At 67.3% G+C, this 18065-nt stretch carries 19 protein-coding genes; 6 read left to right on the top strand and 13 right to left on the bottom strand.

Going from position 1 to position 18065, the window contains the following annotated elements; all coding sequences use genetic code 11:
- The first annotated feature begins 9 nt into the window (after positions 1 to 9).
- On the top strand, positions 10 to 3744 hold the full coding sequence (locus CAFEA_RS04380; RefSeq protein WP_063937435.1) for a multifunctional oxoglutarate decarboxylase/oxoglutarate dehydrogenase thiamine pyrophosphate-binding subunit/dihydrolipoyllysine-residue succinyltransferase subunit: 3735 nt from the start codon (positions 10 to 12) through the stop codon (positions 3742 to 3744).
- Between the two features lie 87 nt (positions 3745 to 3831).
- On the opposite strand, the gene CAFEA_RS04375 is transcribed toward CAFEA_RS04380, so the two are convergent.
- Together CAFEA_RS04375 and CAFEA_RS04370 are read right to left on the bottom strand one after the other, a co-directional pair.
- Entirely contained in the window at positions 3832 to 4557 is a 726-nt protein-coding gene (locus CAFEA_RS04375; RefSeq protein ID WP_063937436.1) for a hypothetical protein, read from the bottom strand.
- A complete protein-coding gene (locus CAFEA_RS04370) occupies positions 4550 to 5071 on the bottom strand; it encodes a YflT domain-containing protein (RefSeq protein WP_063937437.1) in 522 nt (173 codons plus the stop codon). Before CAFEA_RS04370 ends, CAFEA_RS04375 begins: the two co-directional genes overlap by 8 nt.
- A 52-nt stretch (positions 5072 to 5123) precedes the next feature.
- Here CAFEA_RS04370 and CAFEA_RS04365 point away from each other — a divergent pair, with 52 nt between their 5' ends.
- Positions 5124 to 6260 (top strand): Mrp/NBP35 family ATP-binding protein, encoded by a 1137-nt coding sequence (locus CAFEA_RS04365; protein ID WP_063937438.1) that lies wholly within the window; start codon positions 5124 to 5126, stop codon positions 6258 to 6260.
- Here CAFEA_RS04365 and tatB read toward each other — a convergent pair.
- The 3 genes from tatB to sigE are packed head-to-tail and all read right to left on the bottom strand — an operon-like array spanning position 6253 to position 7663.
- A complete protein-coding gene (tatB, locus tag CAFEA_RS04360; protein ID WP_063937439.1) occupies positions 6253 to 6669 on the bottom strand; it encodes a Sec-independent protein translocase protein TatB in 417 nt (138 codons plus the stop codon). The two genes, CAFEA_RS04365 and tatB, sit on opposite strands and share 8 nt — an antisense overlap.
- 10 nt (positions 6670 to 6679) lie before the next feature.
- A complete protein-coding gene (locus CAFEA_RS04355) occupies positions 6680 to 7048 on the bottom strand; it encodes an anti-sigma factor family protein (protein WP_143313214.1) in 369 nt (122 codons plus the stop codon).
- A gap of 21 nt (positions 7049 to 7069) precedes the next feature.
- Complete coding sequence (gene sigE / locus CAFEA_RS04350; protein WP_034999735.1) at positions 7070 to 7663, bottom strand: RNA polymerase sigma factor SigE; 594 nt, start codon at positions 7661 to 7663, stop codon at positions 7070 to 7072.
- 76 nt (positions 7664 to 7739) lie between these two features.
- Here sigE and CAFEA_RS04345 point away from each other — a divergent pair, with 76 nt between their 5' ends.
- The gene (locus CAFEA_RS04345) at positions 7740 to 8414 is read left to right on the top strand and encodes an O-methyltransferase (protein ID WP_063937441.1); all 675 of its coding nucleotides are present in this window, start codon (positions 7740 to 7742) and stop codon (positions 8412 to 8414) included.
- Here the strand turns inward: CAFEA_RS04345 and glgC are convergent.
- On the bottom strand, positions 8411 to 9628 hold the full coding sequence (gene glgC, locus CAFEA_RS04340) for a glucose-1-phosphate adenylyltransferase (protein ID WP_063937442.1): 1218 nt from the start codon (positions 9626 to 9628) through the stop codon (positions 8411 to 8413). The genes CAFEA_RS04345 and glgC overlap by 4 nt on opposite strands.
- Before the next feature lie 67 nt (positions 9629 to 9695).
- Here glgC and glgA point away from each other — a divergent pair, with 67 nt between their 5' ends.
- Complete coding sequence (glgA, locus tag CAFEA_RS04335; protein WP_063937443.1) at positions 9696 to 10853, top strand: glycogen synthase; 1158 nt, start codon at positions 9696 to 9698, stop codon at positions 10851 to 10853.
- Positions 10850 to 12250, top strand: a complete 1401-nt coding sequence (locus CAFEA_RS04330) for a GH32 C-terminal domain-containing protein (protein WP_063937444.1) — start codon at positions 10850 to 10852, stop codon at positions 12248 to 12250. Before glgA ends, CAFEA_RS04330 begins: the two co-directional genes overlap by 4 nt.
- Before the next feature lie 3 nt (positions 12251 to 12253).
- Here the strand turns inward: CAFEA_RS04330 and CAFEA_RS04325 are convergent, their stop codons facing one another.
- Genes CAFEA_RS04325 through dapE form a run of 7 tightly spaced genes read right to left on the bottom strand, consistent with a single transcriptional unit; the run spans position 12254 to position 17086 of the window.
- Positions 12254 to 13117: a class I SAM-dependent methyltransferase gene (locus CAFEA_RS04325; protein ID WP_063937445.1), complete on the bottom strand. Its 864-nt coding sequence runs from the start codon at positions 13115 to 13117 to the stop codon at positions 12254 to 12256.
- Positions 13118 to 13143: 26 nt separating this feature from the next.
- Positions 13144 to 13314 carry a DUF3117 domain-containing protein gene (locus CAFEA_RS04320; RefSeq protein WP_070475087.1) on the bottom strand — a complete coding sequence of 57 codons (171 nt, stop codon included), beginning with the start codon at positions 13312 to 13314 and terminating at the stop codon, positions 13144 to 13146.
- A gap of 15 nt (positions 13315 to 13329) precedes the next feature.
- On the bottom strand, positions 13330 to 13638 hold the full coding sequence (locus CAFEA_RS04315) for a hypothetical protein (RefSeq protein WP_063937446.1): 309 nt from the start codon (positions 13636 to 13638) through the stop codon (positions 13330 to 13332).
- A gap of 10 nt (positions 13639 to 13648) precedes the next feature.
- Positions 13649 to 14365 carry a glucosyl-3-phosphoglycerate synthase gene (locus tag CAFEA_RS04310; RefSeq protein ID WP_063937447.1) on the bottom strand — a complete coding sequence of 239 codons (717 nt, stop codon included), beginning with the start codon at positions 14363 to 14365 and terminating at the stop codon, positions 13649 to 13651.
- Positions 14362 to 15213 (bottom strand): dihydropteroate synthase, encoded by an 852-nt coding sequence (gene folP, locus CAFEA_RS04305; RefSeq protein WP_063937448.1) that lies wholly within the window; start codon positions 15211 to 15213, stop codon positions 14362 to 14364. The genes CAFEA_RS04310 and folP overlap by 4 nt, the downstream gene beginning before the upstream one ends.
- Entirely contained in the window at positions 15206 to 15991 is a 786-nt protein-coding gene (locus tag CAFEA_RS04300; protein ID WP_063937449.1) for an LOG family protein, read from the bottom strand. The genes folP and CAFEA_RS04300 overlap by 8 nt, the downstream gene beginning before the upstream one ends.
- Positions 15992 to 15994: 3 nt before the next feature.
- Positions 15995 to 17086 (bottom strand): succinyl-diaminopimelate desuccinylase, encoded by a 1092-nt coding sequence (gene dapE / locus CAFEA_RS04295; protein ID WP_063937450.1) that lies wholly within the window; start codon positions 17084 to 17086, stop codon positions 15995 to 15997.
- 29 nt (positions 17087 to 17115) lie between these two features.
- Between dapE and CAFEA_RS04290 the strand changes: the two genes are divergently transcribed.
- On the top strand, positions 17116 to 18048 hold the full coding sequence (locus CAFEA_RS04290; protein WP_063937451.1) for a 2,3,4,5-tetrahydropyridine-2,6-dicarboxylate N-succinyltransferase: 933 nt from the start codon (positions 17116 to 17118) through the stop codon (positions 18046 to 18048).
- The last annotated feature ends 17 nt before the right edge of the window (positions 18049 to 18065 follow it).

The raw sequence follows: 18065 nt of genomic DNA, 5'->3' as shown, positions 1-18065 counted from the left end.
GAACCTGCCGTGAGCAGCGAAAACACGTTCGGCCAGAACAGCTGGCTGGTTGACGAGATGTTCCAGCAGTACAAGGACGACCCGAACTCGGTGGACGCCGAATGGCGCGAACTCTTCGAGGACAAGGGCGCTCCGAAGACCGCGAAGGGCACCCCCAACGTCACCCCTTCCGCCGCGAGCGCGAGCGCGCCAAAGACCGACCCGAAGGTCGCACGCTCCACCGGTGCCCCGAGCCAGGACGGCCGCGAGACCAAGGTGGACGAGGCAGCCGCCAAGGTGGCAACCCAGCCGAAGCGCCCCGCCGCCGCAGCGAAGGCTTCCCCGCTGGACAAGGTCAACCAGATCGAAGCCGAGCCCGGCGAGTTCCAGCTCAAGGGCGCTTTCAAGGCCATTGCCAAGAACATGAACGAGTCGCTCGAGGTGCCGACCGCGACCACCGTGCGCGACATGCCGGTCAAGCTCATGTTTGAAAACCGCGCGCTGATCAACGACCACCTCAAGCGCACCCGCGGTGGCAAGGTCTCCTTCACCCACATCCTGGGCTACGCCATTGTCCTGGCCACCAAGCTGCACCCGGACATGAACAAGAACTACAAGGAGGACGGCAACAAGACCTTCGCGGTGCAGCCGGAGCACATCAACCTCGGCCTGGCCATCGACCTGCCGGGCAAGAACGGCTCCCGCTCCCTGGTCGTCGCCGCCATCAAGGAGTGCGAGACCAAGTCCTTCAACGAGTTCGTCGAGGCATACGAGGACATCGTCGCCCGCGCCCGTGACGGCAAGCTCACCATGGACGACTTCTCCGGCGTGACCATCCAGCTGACCAACCCGGGCGGCATCGGCACCCGCCACTCCATCCCGCGCCTGACCAAGGGCCAGGGCACCATCGTCGGCGTCGGCGCAATGGACTACCCGGCAGAGTTCGCCGGCGCTTCCGAGGACCGCCTCGCCGAGCTCGGCGTGGGCAAGCTGGTCACCCTGACCTCCACCTACGACCACCGCGTCATCCAGGGCGCTGAGTCCGGCGAGTTCCTGCGCGACATCTCCCAGCTGCTCATCGACGACAAGTTCTGGGACGAGATCTTCCGCTCCCTGCGCATCCCGTTCGCGCCGCTGCGCTGGGCACAGGACGAGCCGAACACCGGCATCAACAAGGACACCCGTGTCATGCAGCTGATCGAGGCGTACCGCTCCCGCGGCCACCTCATCGCCGACACCAACCCGCTGCACTGGCACCAGCCGGGCCTGCCCAAGCCGGACTCCCGCGACCTGCTGATGGAAACCCACGGCCTGACCCTGTGGGACCTGGACCGCGTCTTCCACGTCGGCGGCTTCGGCGGCAAGGAGCAGATGACCCTGCGTGAGGTCATGACCCGCCTGCGCGCCGCGTACACCCTGAAGGTGGGCACCGAGTACTCCCACATCATGGACCGCGACGAGCGCGAGTGGCTGCGCGACCGCGTCGAGGCCGGCATGCCGAAGCCGACCGGCCCGGAGCAGAAGTACATCCTGCAGAAGCTCAACGCCGCCGAGGCGTTCGAGAACTTCCTGCAGACCAAGTACCTCGGCCAGAAGCGCTTCTCCCTGGAGGGCGCCGAGACCCTGATCCCGCTGATGGACGCCATCATCGACACCGCAGCTGGCCAGGGCCTGGAAGAGGTCGTCGTCGGCATGCCGCACCGCGGCCGCCTGAATGTGCTGTTCAACATCGTGGGCAAGCCGGTCGCCACCATCTTCAACGAGTTTGAGGGCAATATGCGCGCCGCCCAGCAGGGCGGCTCCGGCGACGTGAAGTACCACCTCGGCTTCGAGGGCGAGCACATCCAGATGTTCGGCGACGGCGAGATCAAGGTCTCCCTGGCCGCCAACCCGTCCCACCTCGAGGCCGTGGATCCGGTCCTGGTGGGCATGGCACGCGCCAAGGAAGACCAGATCAAGTTTGCCAAGGGCCGCGAGGACCACCCGGTCGTGCCACTGATGCTGCACGGCGACGCCTCCTTCACCGGCCTGGGTGTGGTCCAGGAGACGCTGAACCTGTCCCGCCTGCCGGGCTACACCGTCGGCGGCACCATCCACATCGTGGTGAACAACCAAATCGGCTTCACCACCACCCCGGACTCCGGCCGTTCCTCCTACTACGCCACCGACCTAGCCAAGGGCTTCGACTGCCCGGTGTTCCACGTCAACGGCGACGATCCGGAGGCAGCCGCCTGGGTTGCCCAACTGGCCACCGAGTACCGCCGCGAGTTTGGCAAGGACGTCTTCATCGACCTGATCTGCTACCGCCTGCGCGGCCACAACGAGGCCGACGACCCGACGGTGACCCAGCCGGTCATGTACGACCGCATCCAGTCCCACCCGTCGGTGCGCACCCGCTACACCCAGGACCTCATCGGCCGCGGCGACATCACCGAGGAAGACGCACAGAAGGCAGCACAGGACTTCCACGACCAGCTGGATTCCGTCTTCTCCGACGTCAAGGCAGAGAAGGGCCAGCCGAGCGAGCAGACCGGCATCACCGAGTCGCAGGAGCTCACCCGCGGCCTAGACACGAACATCTCCGAGGACCAGTTCAAGCGCCTCGCCGACGCGTTCGCGAACCTGCCGGAGGACTTCACGCCGAACAAGCGCCTGAAGTCCGTGCTGAAGAAGCGCGGCGGCTCGTTCACCGACGGCGACATCGACTGGGGCTGGGGCGAGCTGCTCGCCTTCGGTTCCCTGGCGGAGCAGGGCAAGTTTGTCCGCCTCGCCGGCGAGGACTCCCAGCGCGGCACCTTCACCCAGCGCCACGCGGTGCTGTACAACCCGGATAACGCCGAGGCGTACAACCCGCTGGACCACAACGCGCAAGAGGCCGACAACGGCGGCCACTTCCAGGTGTTCAACTCCGCCCTGACCGAGTTCGCCGGCATGGGCTTCGAGTACGGCTACACCCTGGGCAACAAGGACGCCGTGGTGGCCTGGGAGGCGCAGTTCGGCGACTTCGCCAACGGCGCGCAGACCATCATCGACGAGTACCTGTCCTCCTCCGAGACCAAGTGGGGCGAGCTGTCCTCGCTGATCGCGCTGCTGCCGCACGGCTACGAGGGCCAGGGCCCGGACCACTCCTCGGCCCGCATCGAGCGCTACCTGCAGCTCGTGGCAGAGGGCTCGATGACGATTGCCCAGCCGTCCACCCCGGCAAACCACTTCCACCTGCTGCGCCGCCAGGCTCTCGGCGAGATGAAGCGCCCGCTGGTCGTCTTCACCCCGAAGTCGATGCTGCGCAACAAGGCGGCTGTCTCGCAGCCGGCTGACTTCATCGAGGTGGACCGCTTCCAGTCCGTCATCGACGACCCGAACTTCGTCGAGCGCGGCAACAAGGTTGTCGGCGACACCGACAAGGTCACCACGATCATGCTGTGCTCCGGCAAGATCTACTGGGAGCTGGCCAAGAAGAAGGAGAAGGAAGGCCGCGACGACGTCGCGATCATCCGCGTGGAGATGCTCCACCCGATCCCGTTCAACCGCCTCGCCGACGCGTTCAAGAACTACCCGAACGCCAAGGAGATCCGCTGGGTCCAGGACGAGCCGGCAAACCAGGGCGCATGGCCGTTCTACAACGAGCACCTGCGCACCCTGATCCCGGACATGCCGGAGATGGTCCGCGTGTCCCGCCGCGCCCAGTCCACCACCGCAACCGGTGTGGCCAAGGTGCACCAGCAGGAGGAGAAGCAGCTGCTCGAGGAGGCATTTGCAAAGTAGCTTGACGACGGGAGCGCCCCCGGTGCTCCCCCACAAGCGTCAGGGCCCCGGGATACCCCGGGGCCCTTCCTTGTGTCTGGGGCCTACCTAGCGCACGCCGGCGCTGTCTGCGGAATCGCCCGCCGCTGCCCCGTCCTCGTCCGCCTCCGGCAGCTCGTCGTCGTAGATGTTGATGTGGGCGTTTTCCACCATCCACGCCGCCAGCGTGTCCTGGACGTCGGCGCCGCCCTCGATGTCTTCGACCATCTCCTCCAGCGACTTGGTGGAAATGACGCGGGTGATGAAGTTCAGGCGGTTGATCTCGCCGCGGTCGAAGCCGGACTTGTCGAACAGCGGGATGATGTTCTGCGGCAACTCGCCCGCGCGGCCGCAGCTCTGCGCCGGCGAGGGATCCACGGTTCGCAGGGTGCTGGGCAGGCCGGCGATGGCTTGGTCGTAGACCACGTCCGAGAACCCGGCCGGAGCATCCTTCGCCTCCTTCTTTAAGCGCTTGGCGGCATCCACGTCGGTTTCTTCGACGAGGCGGCCGGTGCATGTCACCACAAAGTCCACCGGGGTTTCCTTGAGCACCCGCAGCGTGTCGCCGGCGGAGAAGTCGGCAGCGGTCACGCTGGTGGGCCTACCCAGCTGCTGCAGCACGCGGCTGTAAATCTCGCCCAGGACACGCTGCTCCGGGTCCTCGGCGTCGATGCCGATCGCGATCGGTTCCTTGCTCGTGCTCTTCTGGCCTAGCGCAGCGCACCCGGACAACGCCCCGGAGACCGTCAGTGCGCACACGGAAAGCGCCGCCGCGGCGCGGTAGCGCTTATGCATCGGGGTTGGGGTGCGACGTGTCGTCGATAGGCAGCTGGCCCGCGATGAGGTCGCGCGCCTGCGGTGCGGAATCCGGCTCGCAGAGCACGTCGTAGCGGCCCGCCACGATCGTCGTCGCCGAGGAGAAGTCCCGCTTGCCGCCGGTGAACGCGTAGGCCACTGCCGCGAAAATCACGCCGAAGATCGCGCCGATGACCAGCGTGGTGGTAAACGTCACCCAACCCGAGCCCGGCTCGGTGAACACCGACAGGATCAGGCCGATGAACAGGCCCATCCACAGGCCGGAAAGCGCGCCGGTGCCCAGCACCTTGCCCCAAGTCAGACGGCCCGTGATCTTCTCCACCTGCATCAGATCCACGCCCACGATGGACAGCTTCTCCACCGGGAACTCCTTGTCAGATAGCGAATCCACCGCCGCCTGCGCCTCCGCGTAGGTTTTGAAGCTGCCGACAGGCCAGCCCGTGGGAACCTCGCGCGCAGGCACACGGGAAGAGTTGCTCATGGGAATTGTCATGCCCACCAGTGTATCCGCTCGCCTCCGGGGCACCGTTATACTGCAGGGCAACATGGCTACAAAACAAAAAATCACAGAACAGGACGTCCTCGCGGCACTCGAGCGCGTGGAAGACCCCGAGATTGGCAAGCCCATCACCGAACTGGACATGGTGGAATCCGTGCGCATTAGCGGCACGGACGTGGCCGTGGGCATCTACCTAACCATCGCCGGCTGCCCCATGCGCGACACCATTGAGTCCAACACGCGCGCGGTACTAGAGGAACTCGACGGCGTCGGCGACGTCTCCGTCACGCTGCACACCATGAGCGACGAGCAGCGCCGAGCGCTCGCACTGAAGCTGCGCGGCGAGCAGACCGGGCCTGCGATCCCGTTCGCGGACCCGGACACGCGCACCCGTATCTTCGCCGTCGCCTCCGGCAAGGGCGGCGTGGGCAAGTCCTCCATGACCGTGAACCTGGCCACCGCCCTCGCTGCGCAGGGCTTGAGCGTCGGCGTGGTGGACGCGGACATCTACGGCCACTCCGTGCCCGGGCTGATGGGCTCGAACGACAAGGGTCCGACTGTGGTCGACGAGATGATCATGCCGCCGATCGCCCACGGCGTGCGCCACATCTCGGTGGGCCAGTTCGTGGAAGGTAACGCGCCGATCGTGTGGCGCGGACCCATGCTCACCCGCGCGATCCAGCAGTTCCTGGCCGACGTGTACTGGGGCGATTTGGACGTGTTGTTCATGGACCTGCCGCCTGGAACCGGCGACGTGGCCATCACGGTGGCGCAGCTGGTGCCGAACGCAGAGCTGCTCATCGTGACCACTCCGCAGGCCGCCGCCGCGGAGGTGGCGGAGCGCGCCGGCACGATCGCGCAGCAGACGGACCAGAAGATCGCCGGCGTCATCGAGAACATGTCCGGTATGACCATGCCCGACGGGACCGTGATGAACATCTTCGGCGAGGGCGGCGGCGAGCAGGTCGCCGAGCGCCTGACGCAGCTGACGGACTCCGATGTGAAGCTGCTCGGCTCCATCCCCCTGGACCCGCAGCTTCGCGAGCACGGCGACACCGGCACCCCCGTCGTCATCTCCGAGCCGGACTCCCCCGCCGCCAAGGCCATCCAGGCGGTCGCGGATCAGTTGAAGGTGCGCCGCGAATCCCTCGCCGGCAAGAGCCTCAACCCGCAGGTTAAATAACGTCCTCCCAGGAGAAGCTCCTGCCTTTCGACGGCCGCTCCGCCTGATCCGGCTGCGCAGGCTGCTCCGGGCGCGGCTGCTCCTGCGCCGCGGGGCGCGGGCCCGAGCGGGTGGGCTCGGGCGTGGCCTGGCGCGGATCGACGGCCTCGTCCTCGAACAACACCTTCGCCATCGCGCGGCGCGGGCCCATCGACGCGTACTGGGACACGGTGTTGATCGGCTTTTTAAACTCATCAAAGCCCTCTAGCTCCCCGTTGAGCTCAGCCTTGGCGTTGTTGATGGCTTTCTTCGCGGCGTAGATGGCCGCGCGCACATCCTCCACGACGGCAGGCAGGCGTTCGGGCCCGATCACGATGAGCCCGATGATCAGGATGAAGAAAATCTCGCCCCAGCCGATGTTGGAAAACACCTACAACACCCTACTCCCCGCGGCGCTTCAGCGCGCCCAAAGCCGATTGCAGCGCCGAGCTGAGGTTGGCGCCTAGATCCCTGACCCGGTCGCGAGGGCCTGGCGCCTCACCCACCTCGCCCACCCTGTCGAGATCCCCGGCGCTCATGCCAGCTAAGCGCTCCACCAGCGACGCCGGGGCATGCACGCCCGAGTTATCCACCACGCGCAGCCGGTTCGCGGCGCGGCGCTGGGCGTCGACCTCGGCGCTGCACTCGTCGCAGTCGGTCAGGTGGCGGGCGGCGCGGCGAAACGCTGAATCAGACAGCTCACCGTCGACGAAGGCGGCAACCGCTTCCGGGTTCAGGTGGTCGGTGGAGTTGAATTCGCGTTTGGCCATGGACATCATCACGTCGCTTGGTTAGCGGGTGCGGATGAGCTCCTTCGCGTGCGCGTCGTCAAGCGCCTGCGCCTCCAGCGACTCGCGCAGCTGCGCGCGCCCGCGGTGGATGCGGGAGCGCACAGTGCCCATCTTCACGCCGAGGGTGTCGCCGATTTCCTCGTAGGTCATGCCCATGACGTCGCAAAGCACGACGGCGACGCGGAAGTCCGGCGCCAAATCATCCAGTGCGCGCTGCAGCGCCGGGTCCAGGTTGGCCACGTTGTATGCCTCCTCCGGCGTCATGTCGGTGCCCGGGACGCGCTCGTAGTCCTCCGGCAGCGCCTCCATGCGGATCTTCGCGCGGCGGCGCACCATGTCCAAAAACAGGTTGGTAGTGATGCGGTGCAGCCACCCTTCGAAGGTGCCCGGCTGGTAGTTCTTCAAGCTCCGGAACACGCGCATGAACGTCTCCTGCGTCAGGTCTTCCGCGTCGTGTTGGTTGCCGGACAGGCGGTAGGCAAGGCGGTACACGCTGTCGGCGTGTTCCTGCACCAGCTCCGACCAGGTGGGCATGGCCCCCTCGCCCGCGTCGAACGCGGCAGTGCCGGACAGCTGGTTCTCCTCAGAGGTCATAGCAAGTAGTCTGGCAGATCAACCTCCCAGATGCCAGCACGCCAGCTGTGAGCTCCCTGGGCGCATGCGCCCCGCTATGATTGCCGGTGTGAGTGAGACAGCGTTTACCCAACTGAGCACCTACATCGACTCCCGCCGGGACCACCTGCCGGAGGCGGTGGGCGAAGCACTCGCCCGCGCCCGCGAGGACGCCGGGGAAAACGGCGTGCCGGTTCCCAGCCAGATCGTGGGCGATTTGCTGTCCGTGCTGGCGGCGGGCAACGAGGCCGCCCAGGGCGCGGTCGCGGTGACCCCGGCCGCGGGTGTTGCGGGCCTGCACATCCTCGCCGGCCTCCCCAAGAAGGCCACCCTGACCTGCATCGAACCGGAGGCGGCGCTGCAGGCAGGCGCCAAGGAGGCATTCCGCGCCGCGGGCTTCGCGCCGTCGCGCGTGCGTTTCCTCACCTCCCGCCCGCTCGATGTGATGGGCCGCCTGGCAACGGGCGCGTACCAGCTCATCTACGCCGACGTCTCGGCCGTGGAGCTGCGCCCGCTCATCGACGCCGCGTGGCCCCTGCTCGCCCCCGGCGGCACACTCGTCATCGCAGGCTCGCTTCTCGACGGCACCGTGGCCGACCCCACCCGCCGCGACCGCGAAACTGAGGCGGCGAGGGAGGCGGACGCTTTCGTCGATACGCTGGCGCTCGAAGAGGCCGCCATTGCGCGCCTGCCTCTCGACAACGGGCTGACCCTTCTGACCAAGCGGCGCTAAATCACCTCGTTTTTGCCCACACACACCACGCCGCTGTCGGAGACGTTAAAGCGCTCGCGGTCGCGCTCGGGATCCACCCCGATGATCTCCCCGTCGGAGACGTAGACGTTTTTGTCCAGGATGCAGTGGCGCACCACCGCGCCCTTGCCCACGCGCACGCCCGGCATCAGCACTGAGCCTTCCACGGTGCCGCCTTCCTCAACGCGGACGTCGGTAGACAGCACCGAGTTGCGCACTGTCGCGCCCGAGATGATGGAGCCGGACGCCACGATGGACTCCTGCGCGATGCCGCCCATGACGAACTTCGCCGGCGGCAGGTTGTCCTCCTCCGTGGCGTGAATGGGCCACGCCTTGTTGTAGAGGTTAAACACCGGGTGCGAGGAAATGAGGTCCATGTGGGCTTCGTAGAACGAGTCGACGGTGCCCACGTCGCGCCAGTAGCCGCGGTCGCGCTCCGTCGCGCCCGGGACCTCGTTGCGGGAGAAGTCGTACACGTTCGCCTCGCCCTGGGCCACGAAGTACGGGATGATGTCGCCGCCCATGTCGTGGGCGGAATCCTCATTCTGCTCGTCCTCCAGCAGCGCCTGGATCAGCGCCTCGGTGGAGAAGCAGTAGTTGCCCATCGACGCGAACGTGGTCTCCGGGTCGTCGGGGGTGCCCGGCGGGTCGGCGGGCTTTTCCAGAAACTCGGTGATGGTGCCGTCGTCTGCCGCCTGGATGCAGCCGAACGCGTGCGCCTCCGAGCGCGGCACGCGGATGCCCGCCACAGTCGCGGCCTTGCCCGAGGCGATGTGGTCCTCCACCATCTGCGAAGGATCCATGCGGTAAACGTGGTCCGCGCCGAAGACCAGCACGTAGTCCGGCGCGTCGTCGTAGATCAAGTTCAGCGACTGCACGATCGCGTCCGCCGAACCCGAGTACCAGCGCTTGCCGCGGCGCTGCTGCGCCGGCACCGAGGCGATGTACTGCTGCGTCGGGCCGGAGACGTTCCACGCAGTAGCGACGTGGCGGTCCAGCGAGTGCGACTTGTACTGCGTCAGCACCGCGATTCGCATGTAGCCCGCGTTGACCAGGTTGGACAGGACGAAATCGATGAGACGGTAGTTGCCGCCGAACGGCACGGCGGGCTTGGCACGGTCGGCGGTCAACGGAAACAGACGCTTGCCCTCACCGCCGGCGAGGACGATGGCGAGAACCCGAGGCTGGCTTTTCATACTAACCAGGCTAATGAGAAATTCAGGCCCCTGCAGGGAATCGCGCGGGTAAGTAGGCTCGGCGGTCATGAAAGTCGGAATGTTCACCCGCGAATACCCACCGGAGGTCTACGGCGGCGCCGGCGTCCACGTCACCGAGCTGACGCGCTTCATGCGCGACATCGTCGAGGTGGACGTGCACTGCATGGGCGCACCGCGCGACGCAGCAGGCGTCTACGTGCACGGCGTCGACCCCGCGTTGGCGGAGGCCAACGGGGCGATGAAAACGCTGTCCACCGGCCTGCGCATGGCCGACGCCGCCGCCGGCCTGGACGTGGTGCACTCCCACACCTGGTACGCGGGGCTCGGCGGGCACCTGGCCGGCCAGCTGCACGAAATCCCCCACGTGGTCACCGCCCACTCCCTGGAGCCGGACCGCCCGTGGAAACGCGAGCAACTCGGCGGCGGCTACAACGTCTCCTCCTGGTCGGAGAAGAACGCCTTCGAATACGCCGATGCGGTCATCGCGGTCTCCGCCGGAATGAAGGAAGCGGTACTGCGCGCATACCCGCGTATCGACGACACTAAAGTCCACACCGTCCTCAACGGCATCGACCCGGAGAAGTGGTACCCCGACTCTGGCACCATCGCCGATGAGCTGGGCGTGAACCCGGACAAGCCCGTTGTGGCCTTTGTCGGGCGCATCACACGCCAAAAGGGCGTGGCCCACCTGCTCAAGGCCGCCCAATCCTTCGACGAGGACATCCAGCTCATCCTGTGCGCCGGGGCCCCGGACACCAAGGAGATTGCGGCGGAGACCGAAGGGCTCGTCGAAAAGCTGAAGGCGTCGCGCGACGGCGTGTTCTGGATCCAGGAAATGATGCCGCCCGAGAAGGTGCGCGAGGTGTACTCGCTGGCAGACGTGTTCGTCTGCCCGTCCATCTACGAGCCGCTGGGCATCGTGAACCTCGAGGCGATGGCGTGCGAAACCGCCGTGGTAGCCTCGCGCGTCGGCGGCATCCCGGAGGTCGTCGTCGACGGCGAAACCGGCGTGCTGGTGGACTACGATGCCGACGACACCGCGGGCTTCGAAGCCGCCTTGGCCGAAGCCGTCAACGCCGTCGCAGGCGATGCCGGCCGCGCCGCCGCCCTGGGCGCGGCCGGGCTCACGCGGGCCAAAACCGACTTTTCCTGGGCGACCATTGCGCAAGAAACCGTAGAGATTTACAAGGGGCTGAACAGATGACCGTTTACCGTCCGGAACTGCACGTCACCGCCGAGCGCGGCATCCTCGAAGGCCCCGCCGGCATCTACCGCACCGGCAAGGCAGCCGAGCGCATGTGGAACATGTTCTACCAGTACCGCCCCACCCCCGACTCACCGAGCCGCTGGGGCCACCAGCAAAGCGAAGAAGACGCGTTTAGCTGGGTGGACTGCAACGACGTCATCGTGCCCGTCGGCGGCGAAATCGCCGTTCGCGCCGGCAGCATCTCCCCCGCAGGCGACGGCGTGGACCTGTTTTTCACCTCCGCCACCGCCGCCGGCAGCACCATCCAGGTCGCGCACGTCCCCCACGTCAACGAGCTGTGCTCCGACCTCGACGACGACGCCGACCTCGACGTCTCCGGCGCCGCAGCCCGCCTCGGCGCCGTGGTCGAAGACGTCGCAGGCGTGAGCAACTTCCGCTCCCCCTGCGTCGTGCCCGATTGGGACGCCGACACCGACCGCGACGACGACCACGACGGCTGGCTCATGCTCGCCGTCTCCGGCCCCGAAACCGCGCCGAAGCCAGTCGTGCTCACCTCGGACGACGGCCGCGACTGGAAGCTCGAAGGCGTCCTCGAATTCGAAGGCGACACCGGCTTCGACCTCGACACATCCTTGGTCGCCCCTCGCATCGTGCGCCTGCGCGACGAAGTGGACGGCCAGATCCGCGACGTTTTGTTTGTCACGCTCGAACGCGACGGCAAAGACACCGCCGTCTACGCCGTCGGCGAGCTGCGCGGCCACACCTTCCGCGTGGACACGCCGTTCACCATCGTCGACCACGGCCACGACTTCACCCGCCCCCGCAACACCACCTACAGCCTGGCAGAAACGGCGAAGCTGTACGAACGCGCCTACTTGTACGGGTTCATGACCAACACCGACCGCGCCGGCGACCCCACCCAAGAACCCAACTGGGACGCCGAAGGCTGGGCCAACGCCCTGACCTTGCCGCGCCGCATCACCCTGCAGGGCGGCCGCCTCTACCAGGTGCCCGCCCCGGGGCTTCCGGACGCGGTGGACAGCACCGACCGCGCCCGCATGTGGGCCGGGCTCTGCGAGGTCGCGCCAGGAGCCTCCGTCGTCGTGGAGGTGCTCGACGGCGACGGTGAACCGGGCGTAGAGATCACCCACTCCGGCGACCAGATCGTCCTCGACCGCAAGGACGGCTCCCCCGCCAGCGCCGAGCTCCACGACGATGACGAAGACAACATCACCGTCATCGTCGACGGCGCCACCATCGAGGTCTACGCCGGCGGCGGCAGCGTGGTCATGTCCTCGCGCGTATGGCTCAACGGCGGCTGCTCCGGCATCCGCACCCGCGCCTACAACGGCGCGGAAATCCACTCCGAGTGGCGCCGCGGCTACGTGCGCTAACGCTTATGCCTTGCGCATGCGGATCAACTGCGCACGCGCGGTGACCCGCATCTGCTCCGGCAGCTCCGCCAGGCGGGCCTGAAGCGTGCCTGAGTCCAGGTGGCGCGCCGACGGGCTCATGCCCACCTGGGCGGCGATAGCATCGCGCTCCAGCAGCATCGGAAACTCGATGAGCTCAGGATCCGCCGCCGGAACCAAGTGGCCCTCGGACTGGGCGATGAGGCGCTCGACCTTGCCCTCCTCGACGCCGAGGATGCCCAGCGGCTCGCGCAGCTCGTCCAGGTGGCCTTGGTCGGCGACGAGCATGACGGCTTCGCCGCCGTCGACGAGCACGCGCGCGAACTCGGCCGGGTTACGGGGCGCGAACACGACGGCGAGCGCGTGGACGGAACCGGTGCGGATCGGCAGCTGCTCCCACACATCCGCCACCACAGCGCCCACGCGCGGGTGTGACTTGGCCAGGTGCTTCGCGGCCGGCACGGACACATCCAGGCCAACGCCGCGCGCGCCTGCGATCAGGTCCAGGGTGTGGGCCAGGTAGTAGCCGGTGCCGGCGCCGGCCTCCATGATCACCGGGTGTTCGGTGTCGCCGGCGGCGCGCTCCACCACATCGGCGAGCGCGTCGGAGACAGCCTCCACGAACGGGGCGAAGTGGCCGTTGGACAAAAACGTCTCGCGGGAGTTGACCATCTCCAGCGAGTCACCCTCGTGCCCGATGCCCTTGCCGGCGGCGAGGGTGACGTAGCCCTGCTTGGCCACGTCATAAGAATGCCCCGATTCGGAGACGAGACGGGAAAAATCGTCTTCGCCCCGAAGCGGGGTGAGATCTGCCGGGTCGGCGAGCACGTCCACAATGTCGTTGAGCATGTGGCGATACTACCGCGTTCGGCGCGTTAGGCTTCTGCGGCCTCCGTGAGCAGTCGGCCGAGCTCGCCGGCCTCCTCCTTGGACAGCTCCACCACGAGGCGGCCGCCGCCGTCGGACGGGATACGCATCACGATCTTGCGGGACTCCTCCACCGCTTCCATCGGGCCACTGCCGGTACGCGGCTTCATTGCTGCCATTCGTCTACGCTCCTTTTACTTCGCGATAGTTGACGTAGACGATTCTACCTGAGCATCCTGCCTCTCGACGGGCCCAAGGTTGCCACCAGCCAACTGCTCCAGCAGCGCATCCACCTGATCCATGCGGTAGCCGCGGTGCACAACCTCGAGCTGGATATCGCCGAAATTGCCCTCCTCCACGGCGCGGCGGTTGGCTTCCTTGACGTCGGCGGTCGGCGGCATCGGCGGCTGTGCCTCACCGCGTCCGAAGACGGAGGCGAACACGCGCACGCCGATGATGCTCAGCAGTGCGAGGATGAGGATTAACACGATCCAGGAAAGCATGCCGGTTAGTTTAACCGTCCACCCAGGCGGGGCGCTCGCGGACCTGTATTTCGCCCACCCCGGCGCGCGCCAAGATCGTGCGGGAGACCACGTCCGCCATGGGCCCCAGTTGCGTCAGCGGGCGGTTGCGGTGCGTGCGCGGGCTCAGCTCGGCCTGCGCGATGGAGGCGGGGGTGTGGGCGGAGGCGACGTCGATGAGCAAGCCAGCCTCGACGCCGTAACCTGCGACGAACGGGAGACCAAGCGCGGTGCGGCGGCGGATGGCGTACTCGCCGGCGAGCGGCTGGCGGATGTGGGCGAGCTGCGGAAACAGCGCGCGCAACAGCGGCTTGGCGGTCAGTTCGGTCACGCGGCCGCCGGCGCGGGCGCGCTCGTAGGAGGCTTTGACCAGGTGGACGCCCGGATCCCACAACGGCTCCGCAAGCGCGTCGACCCACCACGGCTTAAGTGAGGTCACGTCCGCGTCCACGAAGACTACGACGTCACCGGCGGCCGCCTTCACGCCGCGCCACAGGGCCTCGCCTTTGCCCTCCCAGGGCTCGCGCGGGTCCACCTCGCGCCACGGCACCACCCTCGCGCCCGCGGCTGCGGCGCGGGCGGCGGTGGCGTCGGTGGAGTCCGGGTCGATCACCAGCACCTCGTCGGCGCTCGATGCCAAACACTTCTCGACGACACCGCCCACCGTGTCCTGCTCATTCAACGCAGGAATGACCACACTGACCCTCACGCGAGCCCCCGCACGGTGTGCAGCGGGGCCATCTCGCCCTGGATCGCGGCGGTCATGCGTATCACGTCCAGCGTGGCCTCGACCTCGTGCACGCGGAACGCCGCCACCCCGCGCGCGGCCGCCCACGCGGTGGTGGCGAGGGTGCCGGGGACGCGCTCGGTGATGTCCGCGCCGTTGAGGCCACGGTTCAAGGTCTCGCCGACGAAGTCCTTGTTCGACAACGCCATCAGCACCGGCCAGCCCGTGGCCACGAGCTCGTCCACGCGCCGCAGCAGCTCCAAGCCGTGGTAGGTGTTCTTGCCAAAATCGTGGGTCGGGTCGATGAAGATGCGCTCCTCCGGCACGCCCAGCGACGCCGCGCGCTCGGCCAGCGCCGTGGTCTCGGCGATGACGTCGGCGACCACGTCGTCGTAATGCACCCGGTGCGGGCGGGTGCGCGGGGTGATCCCGCCGGTGTGCGAGCAGACGTAGCCCACCCGGTGGTAGCCGGCGACCTCCACCAGCTCCGGGTCGAAACCGGCCCACGTGTCGTTGATCAGGTCCGCGCCGGCGGCGATCGCGGCCTCCGCCACGGGCGCGCGCCACGTGTCCACGCTCAACGTCACGTCCGGGTGGCGTCCTCGTGCGGCGGCGATCAGCGGCACGACGCGGTCGATCTCCTCGGCAACGTCCACGTCATCGCCGGGACCTGCTTTGACCCCGCCGACGTCGATGATGCTGGCGCCGGCGGACACGGCGCCGTCGATACGCAAAAGTGCTTTCTCGGAAGCGAACGTCGCGCCCTTGTCGTAGAACGAGTCGGGTGTGCGGTTGACAATCGCCATCACCTCGGCGAGCTGCTTAGTCATCCTTGAGGCGCTGATCCGTCATCACCTTGTGCGTGTCCACGATGTGCGCCACCGCCTCGTCCACCGAGTCGGTGACCAAAAACAGCTTCTCGTCGCCCGGAGAAATCAGCCCGCGGCCCAGCAGCTGCTGCTCAATCCAAGCCACCAGCCCAGACCAAAACTCGGTGCCCATCAGCACAATCGGGAAGTTGGTGACCTTGCCGGTTTGCACCATGCACAGCACCTCAAAGACCTCGTCCATCGTGCCGAAGCCGCCCGGCAGGGCGATAAACGCCTGCGAATACTTCAAAAACATGGTCTTGCGGGCGAAGAAGTAGCGGAAGTTCAGCCCCAGATCCACCCAGTCGTTCAAACCCTGCTCGAACGGCAGCTCAATGCCTAGGCCGACCGACAGGCCGTCGGCGTTGTGCGCGCCGCGGTTCGGGCCCTCCATCAAGCCCGGGCCGCCGCCGGTGACCACCGCGTAGCCGGCCTCCACCAGCGCCCTGCCAACGTCGTAGGACAGCTGGTACTCGTCCGTGCCCTCCCCCAGGCGCGCCGAGCCAAAGACGGTGACGGCCTTCGGCATCTCCGAAAGCGCGTCGAAGCCCGCGACGAACTCGCTCTGGATGCGCATCACGCGCCACGGGTCCTCGTGGCGCCACTGGCTGTCCGCATGCCCGAACGCCTCAAGCAGGCGCTGGTCGAACGTGGACGCCTGGTGGTCCGAACCGCGCAGCGCGATCGGGCCACGCAGCTTCCGGTCGCGCTCCGGACGGGGGATGTTCAGCGGGGCCATTGACTACTCGCTTTCGTTAACGCTCAGGTACGACATCAGCTGCTCGAAGACCTGCGTGATCTGGTCCGTCGGGCACTGCTCGTCCTTCTTGTGGGCAAAACCAGGGTCGCCGGGGCCGAAATTGACCGCGGGAACACCCAGGCTAGAAAAGCGCGCGACATCCGTCCATCCGAACTTCGCGCGGAAATTCCCGCCCACAGCCTTGACTAGGCCGGCGGCCACCGGGTCGCCCAGGCCTGGCAGCGCGCCCGGCGCGATGTCGTCGTAGGTCAGCGTGAGCCCGTCGTCAAGCGAAAGCGCTTCCTCCAAGTGGGCCTTCGCCTCCTCGACGGAGCGGTCCGGCGCGTAGCGGAAGTTCACGATCAGCCGCGCGTGATCCGGGATAGTGTTGGTGGCCACGAAGCCCTCCAGGCCCACCACGTTGAGGCCCTCGCGATACTCGCAGCCGTCGATCTCCACGGCGCGCGGGGTGTAGGCGGCGATGCGCGTGAGCACACCGGCCAGATCGTGCGCGGCGTTGTGGCCGAGCCAGCTTCGCGCGGAGTGCGCGCGGGTGCCGTGCGCGTCCACGAACACGCGGATGGTGCCCTGGCAGCCAGCCTCGATGATGGCGCCGGACGGCTCGCCGAGCAGCGCGATGTCGCCCTCGAGCCACTCCGGGTGGTCGCACTCCAGGTGGTGCAGGCCGTTGTACTCCTGCGCGACCTCCTCGCCCTCGTAGGCGATAACGGTCAGGTCGTGGTCCGACTTGCCCGGCTCAGCCAGGCGCGCGAAGGCTGCCAGGTAGCAGGCCATGCCGGATTTCATGTCGACGGATCCGCAGCCGTGCAGGGTGCCGTCGACAAGCTTGTGCGGCGTGTTGTCCGCGAGCGGGACGGTGTCGATGTGCCCGGCCAGCACCACCCGCGACCCCAGGCCGAAATTCGTGCGCGCCACCACCGTGTTGCCGAAGCGCGCAACCTCCGCGTGCTCCAGGCCGCGAAGCGCGCCCTCGACGGCGTCCGCGATCGCCTCCTCGTGATGCGAGGGCGACTCGATGTCCACGAGCGCCGCGGAAAGTGCAATTGGGTCGGCGAAGAGATCTAAGGAAGTCACACGGCGATCCTACGTTTAGACTCGCAGGCATGTCTCAAGGAGCGCGCGCCGTCGGAATCGCCAACATCGCCGTTAACGGCACCGTGCTGGACACCTGGTTCCCGTCGCCGGAGCTACTGCCTATCGGCGGCACCTCCGGCACCCACCGCGTCTCCGCCCACGAACTCAGCCCGAAGTTCCTGAAACTTATTGGCGCAGACCACGACCGGCTGGTGGAACTCGTGCCGGTGTGCACCGTCATCGCGGACCTGGACGCACCACCCATCGACGCGCACGACGTGTTTCTGCGCCTTCATCTGCTGTCGCACCGCATGGTGGAGCCGCTGACGATCAACATGGCCGGCGCGCTGGAGCTGCTGCAGCCGGTGGTGTGGACCAACAAAGGCCCGTGCCTGGCGGACAACTTCGAAACCGTGCGCACCAACCTGCGGGCGCGCGGGCTGATCCACGTCTACGGCATCGATCGGCTGCCGCGCATGGTCGACTACGTCGTGCCGTCCGGGGTGACCATCGCCGAAGCCGAGCGCGTGCGACTCGGCGCATACCTGGCCGAGGGAACTTCAGTCATGCGCGAAGGCTACGTCTCCTACAACGCCGGCTCGCTGGGACCTGCGCGGATTGAGGGGCGGCTGTCGTCTTCCGTGGTGGTCGGCGGCGGGACCGATCTGTCGCTGTCGTCGGCGCTGATGGCGTCACGGGTCAGCGAGTTTGAGCGTGCACCGATGCGGGTCGGGCGGGACTGCCGGCTGCACCCGTCAGCCGGCGTGATCGGGGTGGATTTGGGCGACCGGTGCGAAATCGGCGTCAACGTCATGCTCGAACCGGACACCATGGTCTTCGACGTGGAAACCGGTACCCAGGTGCCCGCGCGGACCATCGCCGGGCGCGCCGATCTTCGCATCGAACGCGAACCGTTTTCCACCTCGCCGGTGGTGCGGCGGAACACTTTAGGCGTCGATTAGCGAAAACTTGCGGAATA

The sequence above is a fragment of the Corynebacterium afermentans subsp. afermentans genome, from assembly GCF_030408355.1.
Lineage (GTDB): Bacteria > Actinomycetota > Actinomycetes > Mycobacteriales > Mycobacteriaceae > Corynebacterium > Corynebacterium afermentans.
Note: the sequence above shows the minus strand (reverse complement) of the source record. Positions and strands in the feature narration are given on the sequence as shown.

Bases quoted from the DNA above. Each gene is read 5' to 3' on its own strand.
- CAFEA_RS04375 (WP_063937436.1), bottom strand. From the start codon at position 4,557: ATGCATAAGCGCTACCGCGCCGCGGCGGCGCTTTCCGTGTGCGCACTG.
- CAFEA_RS04370 (WP_063937437.1), bottom strand. From the start codon at position 5,071: ATGACAATTCCCATGAGCAACTCTTCCCGTGTGCCTGCGCGCGAGGTT.
- CAFEA_RS04365 (WP_063937438.1), top strand. From the start codon at position 5,124: ATGGCTACAAAACAAAAAATCACAGAACAGGACGTCCTCGCGGCACTC.
- CAFEA_RS04355 (WP_143313214.1), bottom strand. From the start codon at position 7,048: ATGGCCAAACGCGAATTCAACTCCACCGACCACCTGAACCCGGAAGCG.
- sigE (WP_034999735.1), bottom strand. From the start codon at position 7,663: ATGACCTCTGAGGAGAACCAGCTGTCCGGCACTGCCGCGTTCGACGCG.
- CAFEA_RS04345 (WP_063937441.1), top strand. From the start codon at position 7,740: ATGATTGCCGGTGTGAGTGAGACAGCGTTTACCCAACTGAGCACCTAC.
- glgC (WP_063937442.1), bottom strand. From the start codon at position 9,628: ATGAAAAGCCAGCCTCGGGTTCTCGCCATCGTCCTCGCCGGCGGTGAG.
- glgA (WP_063937443.1), top strand. From the start codon at position 9,696: ATGAAAGTCGGAATGTTCACCCGCGAATACCCACCGGAGGTCTACGGC.
- CAFEA_RS04330 (WP_063937444.1), top strand. From the start codon at position 10,850: ATGACCGTTTACCGTCCGGAACTGCACGTCACCGCCGAGCGCGGCATC.
- CAFEA_RS04325 (WP_063937445.1), bottom strand. From the start codon at position 13,117: ATGCTCAACGACATTGTGGACGTGCTCGCCGACCCGGCAGATCTCACC.
- CAFEA_RS04320 (WP_070475087.1), bottom strand. From the start codon at position 13,314: ATGGCAGCAATGAAGCCGCGTACCGGCAGTGGCCCGATGGAAGCGGTG.
- CAFEA_RS04315 (WP_063937446.1), bottom strand. From the start codon at position 13,638: ATGCTTTCCTGGATCGTGTTAATCCTCATCCTCGCACTGCTGAGCATC.
- folP (WP_063937448.1), bottom strand. From the start codon at position 15,213: ATGACTAAGCAGCTCGCCGAGGTGATGGCGATTGTCAACCGCACACCC.
- CAFEA_RS04300 (WP_063937449.1), bottom strand. From the start codon at position 15,991: ATGGCCCCGCTGAACATCCCCCGTCCGGAGCGCGACCGGAAGCTGCGT.
- CAFEA_RS04290 (WP_063937451.1), top strand. From the start codon at position 17,116: ATGTCTCAAGGAGCGCGCGCCGTCGGAATCGCCAACATCGCCGTTAAC.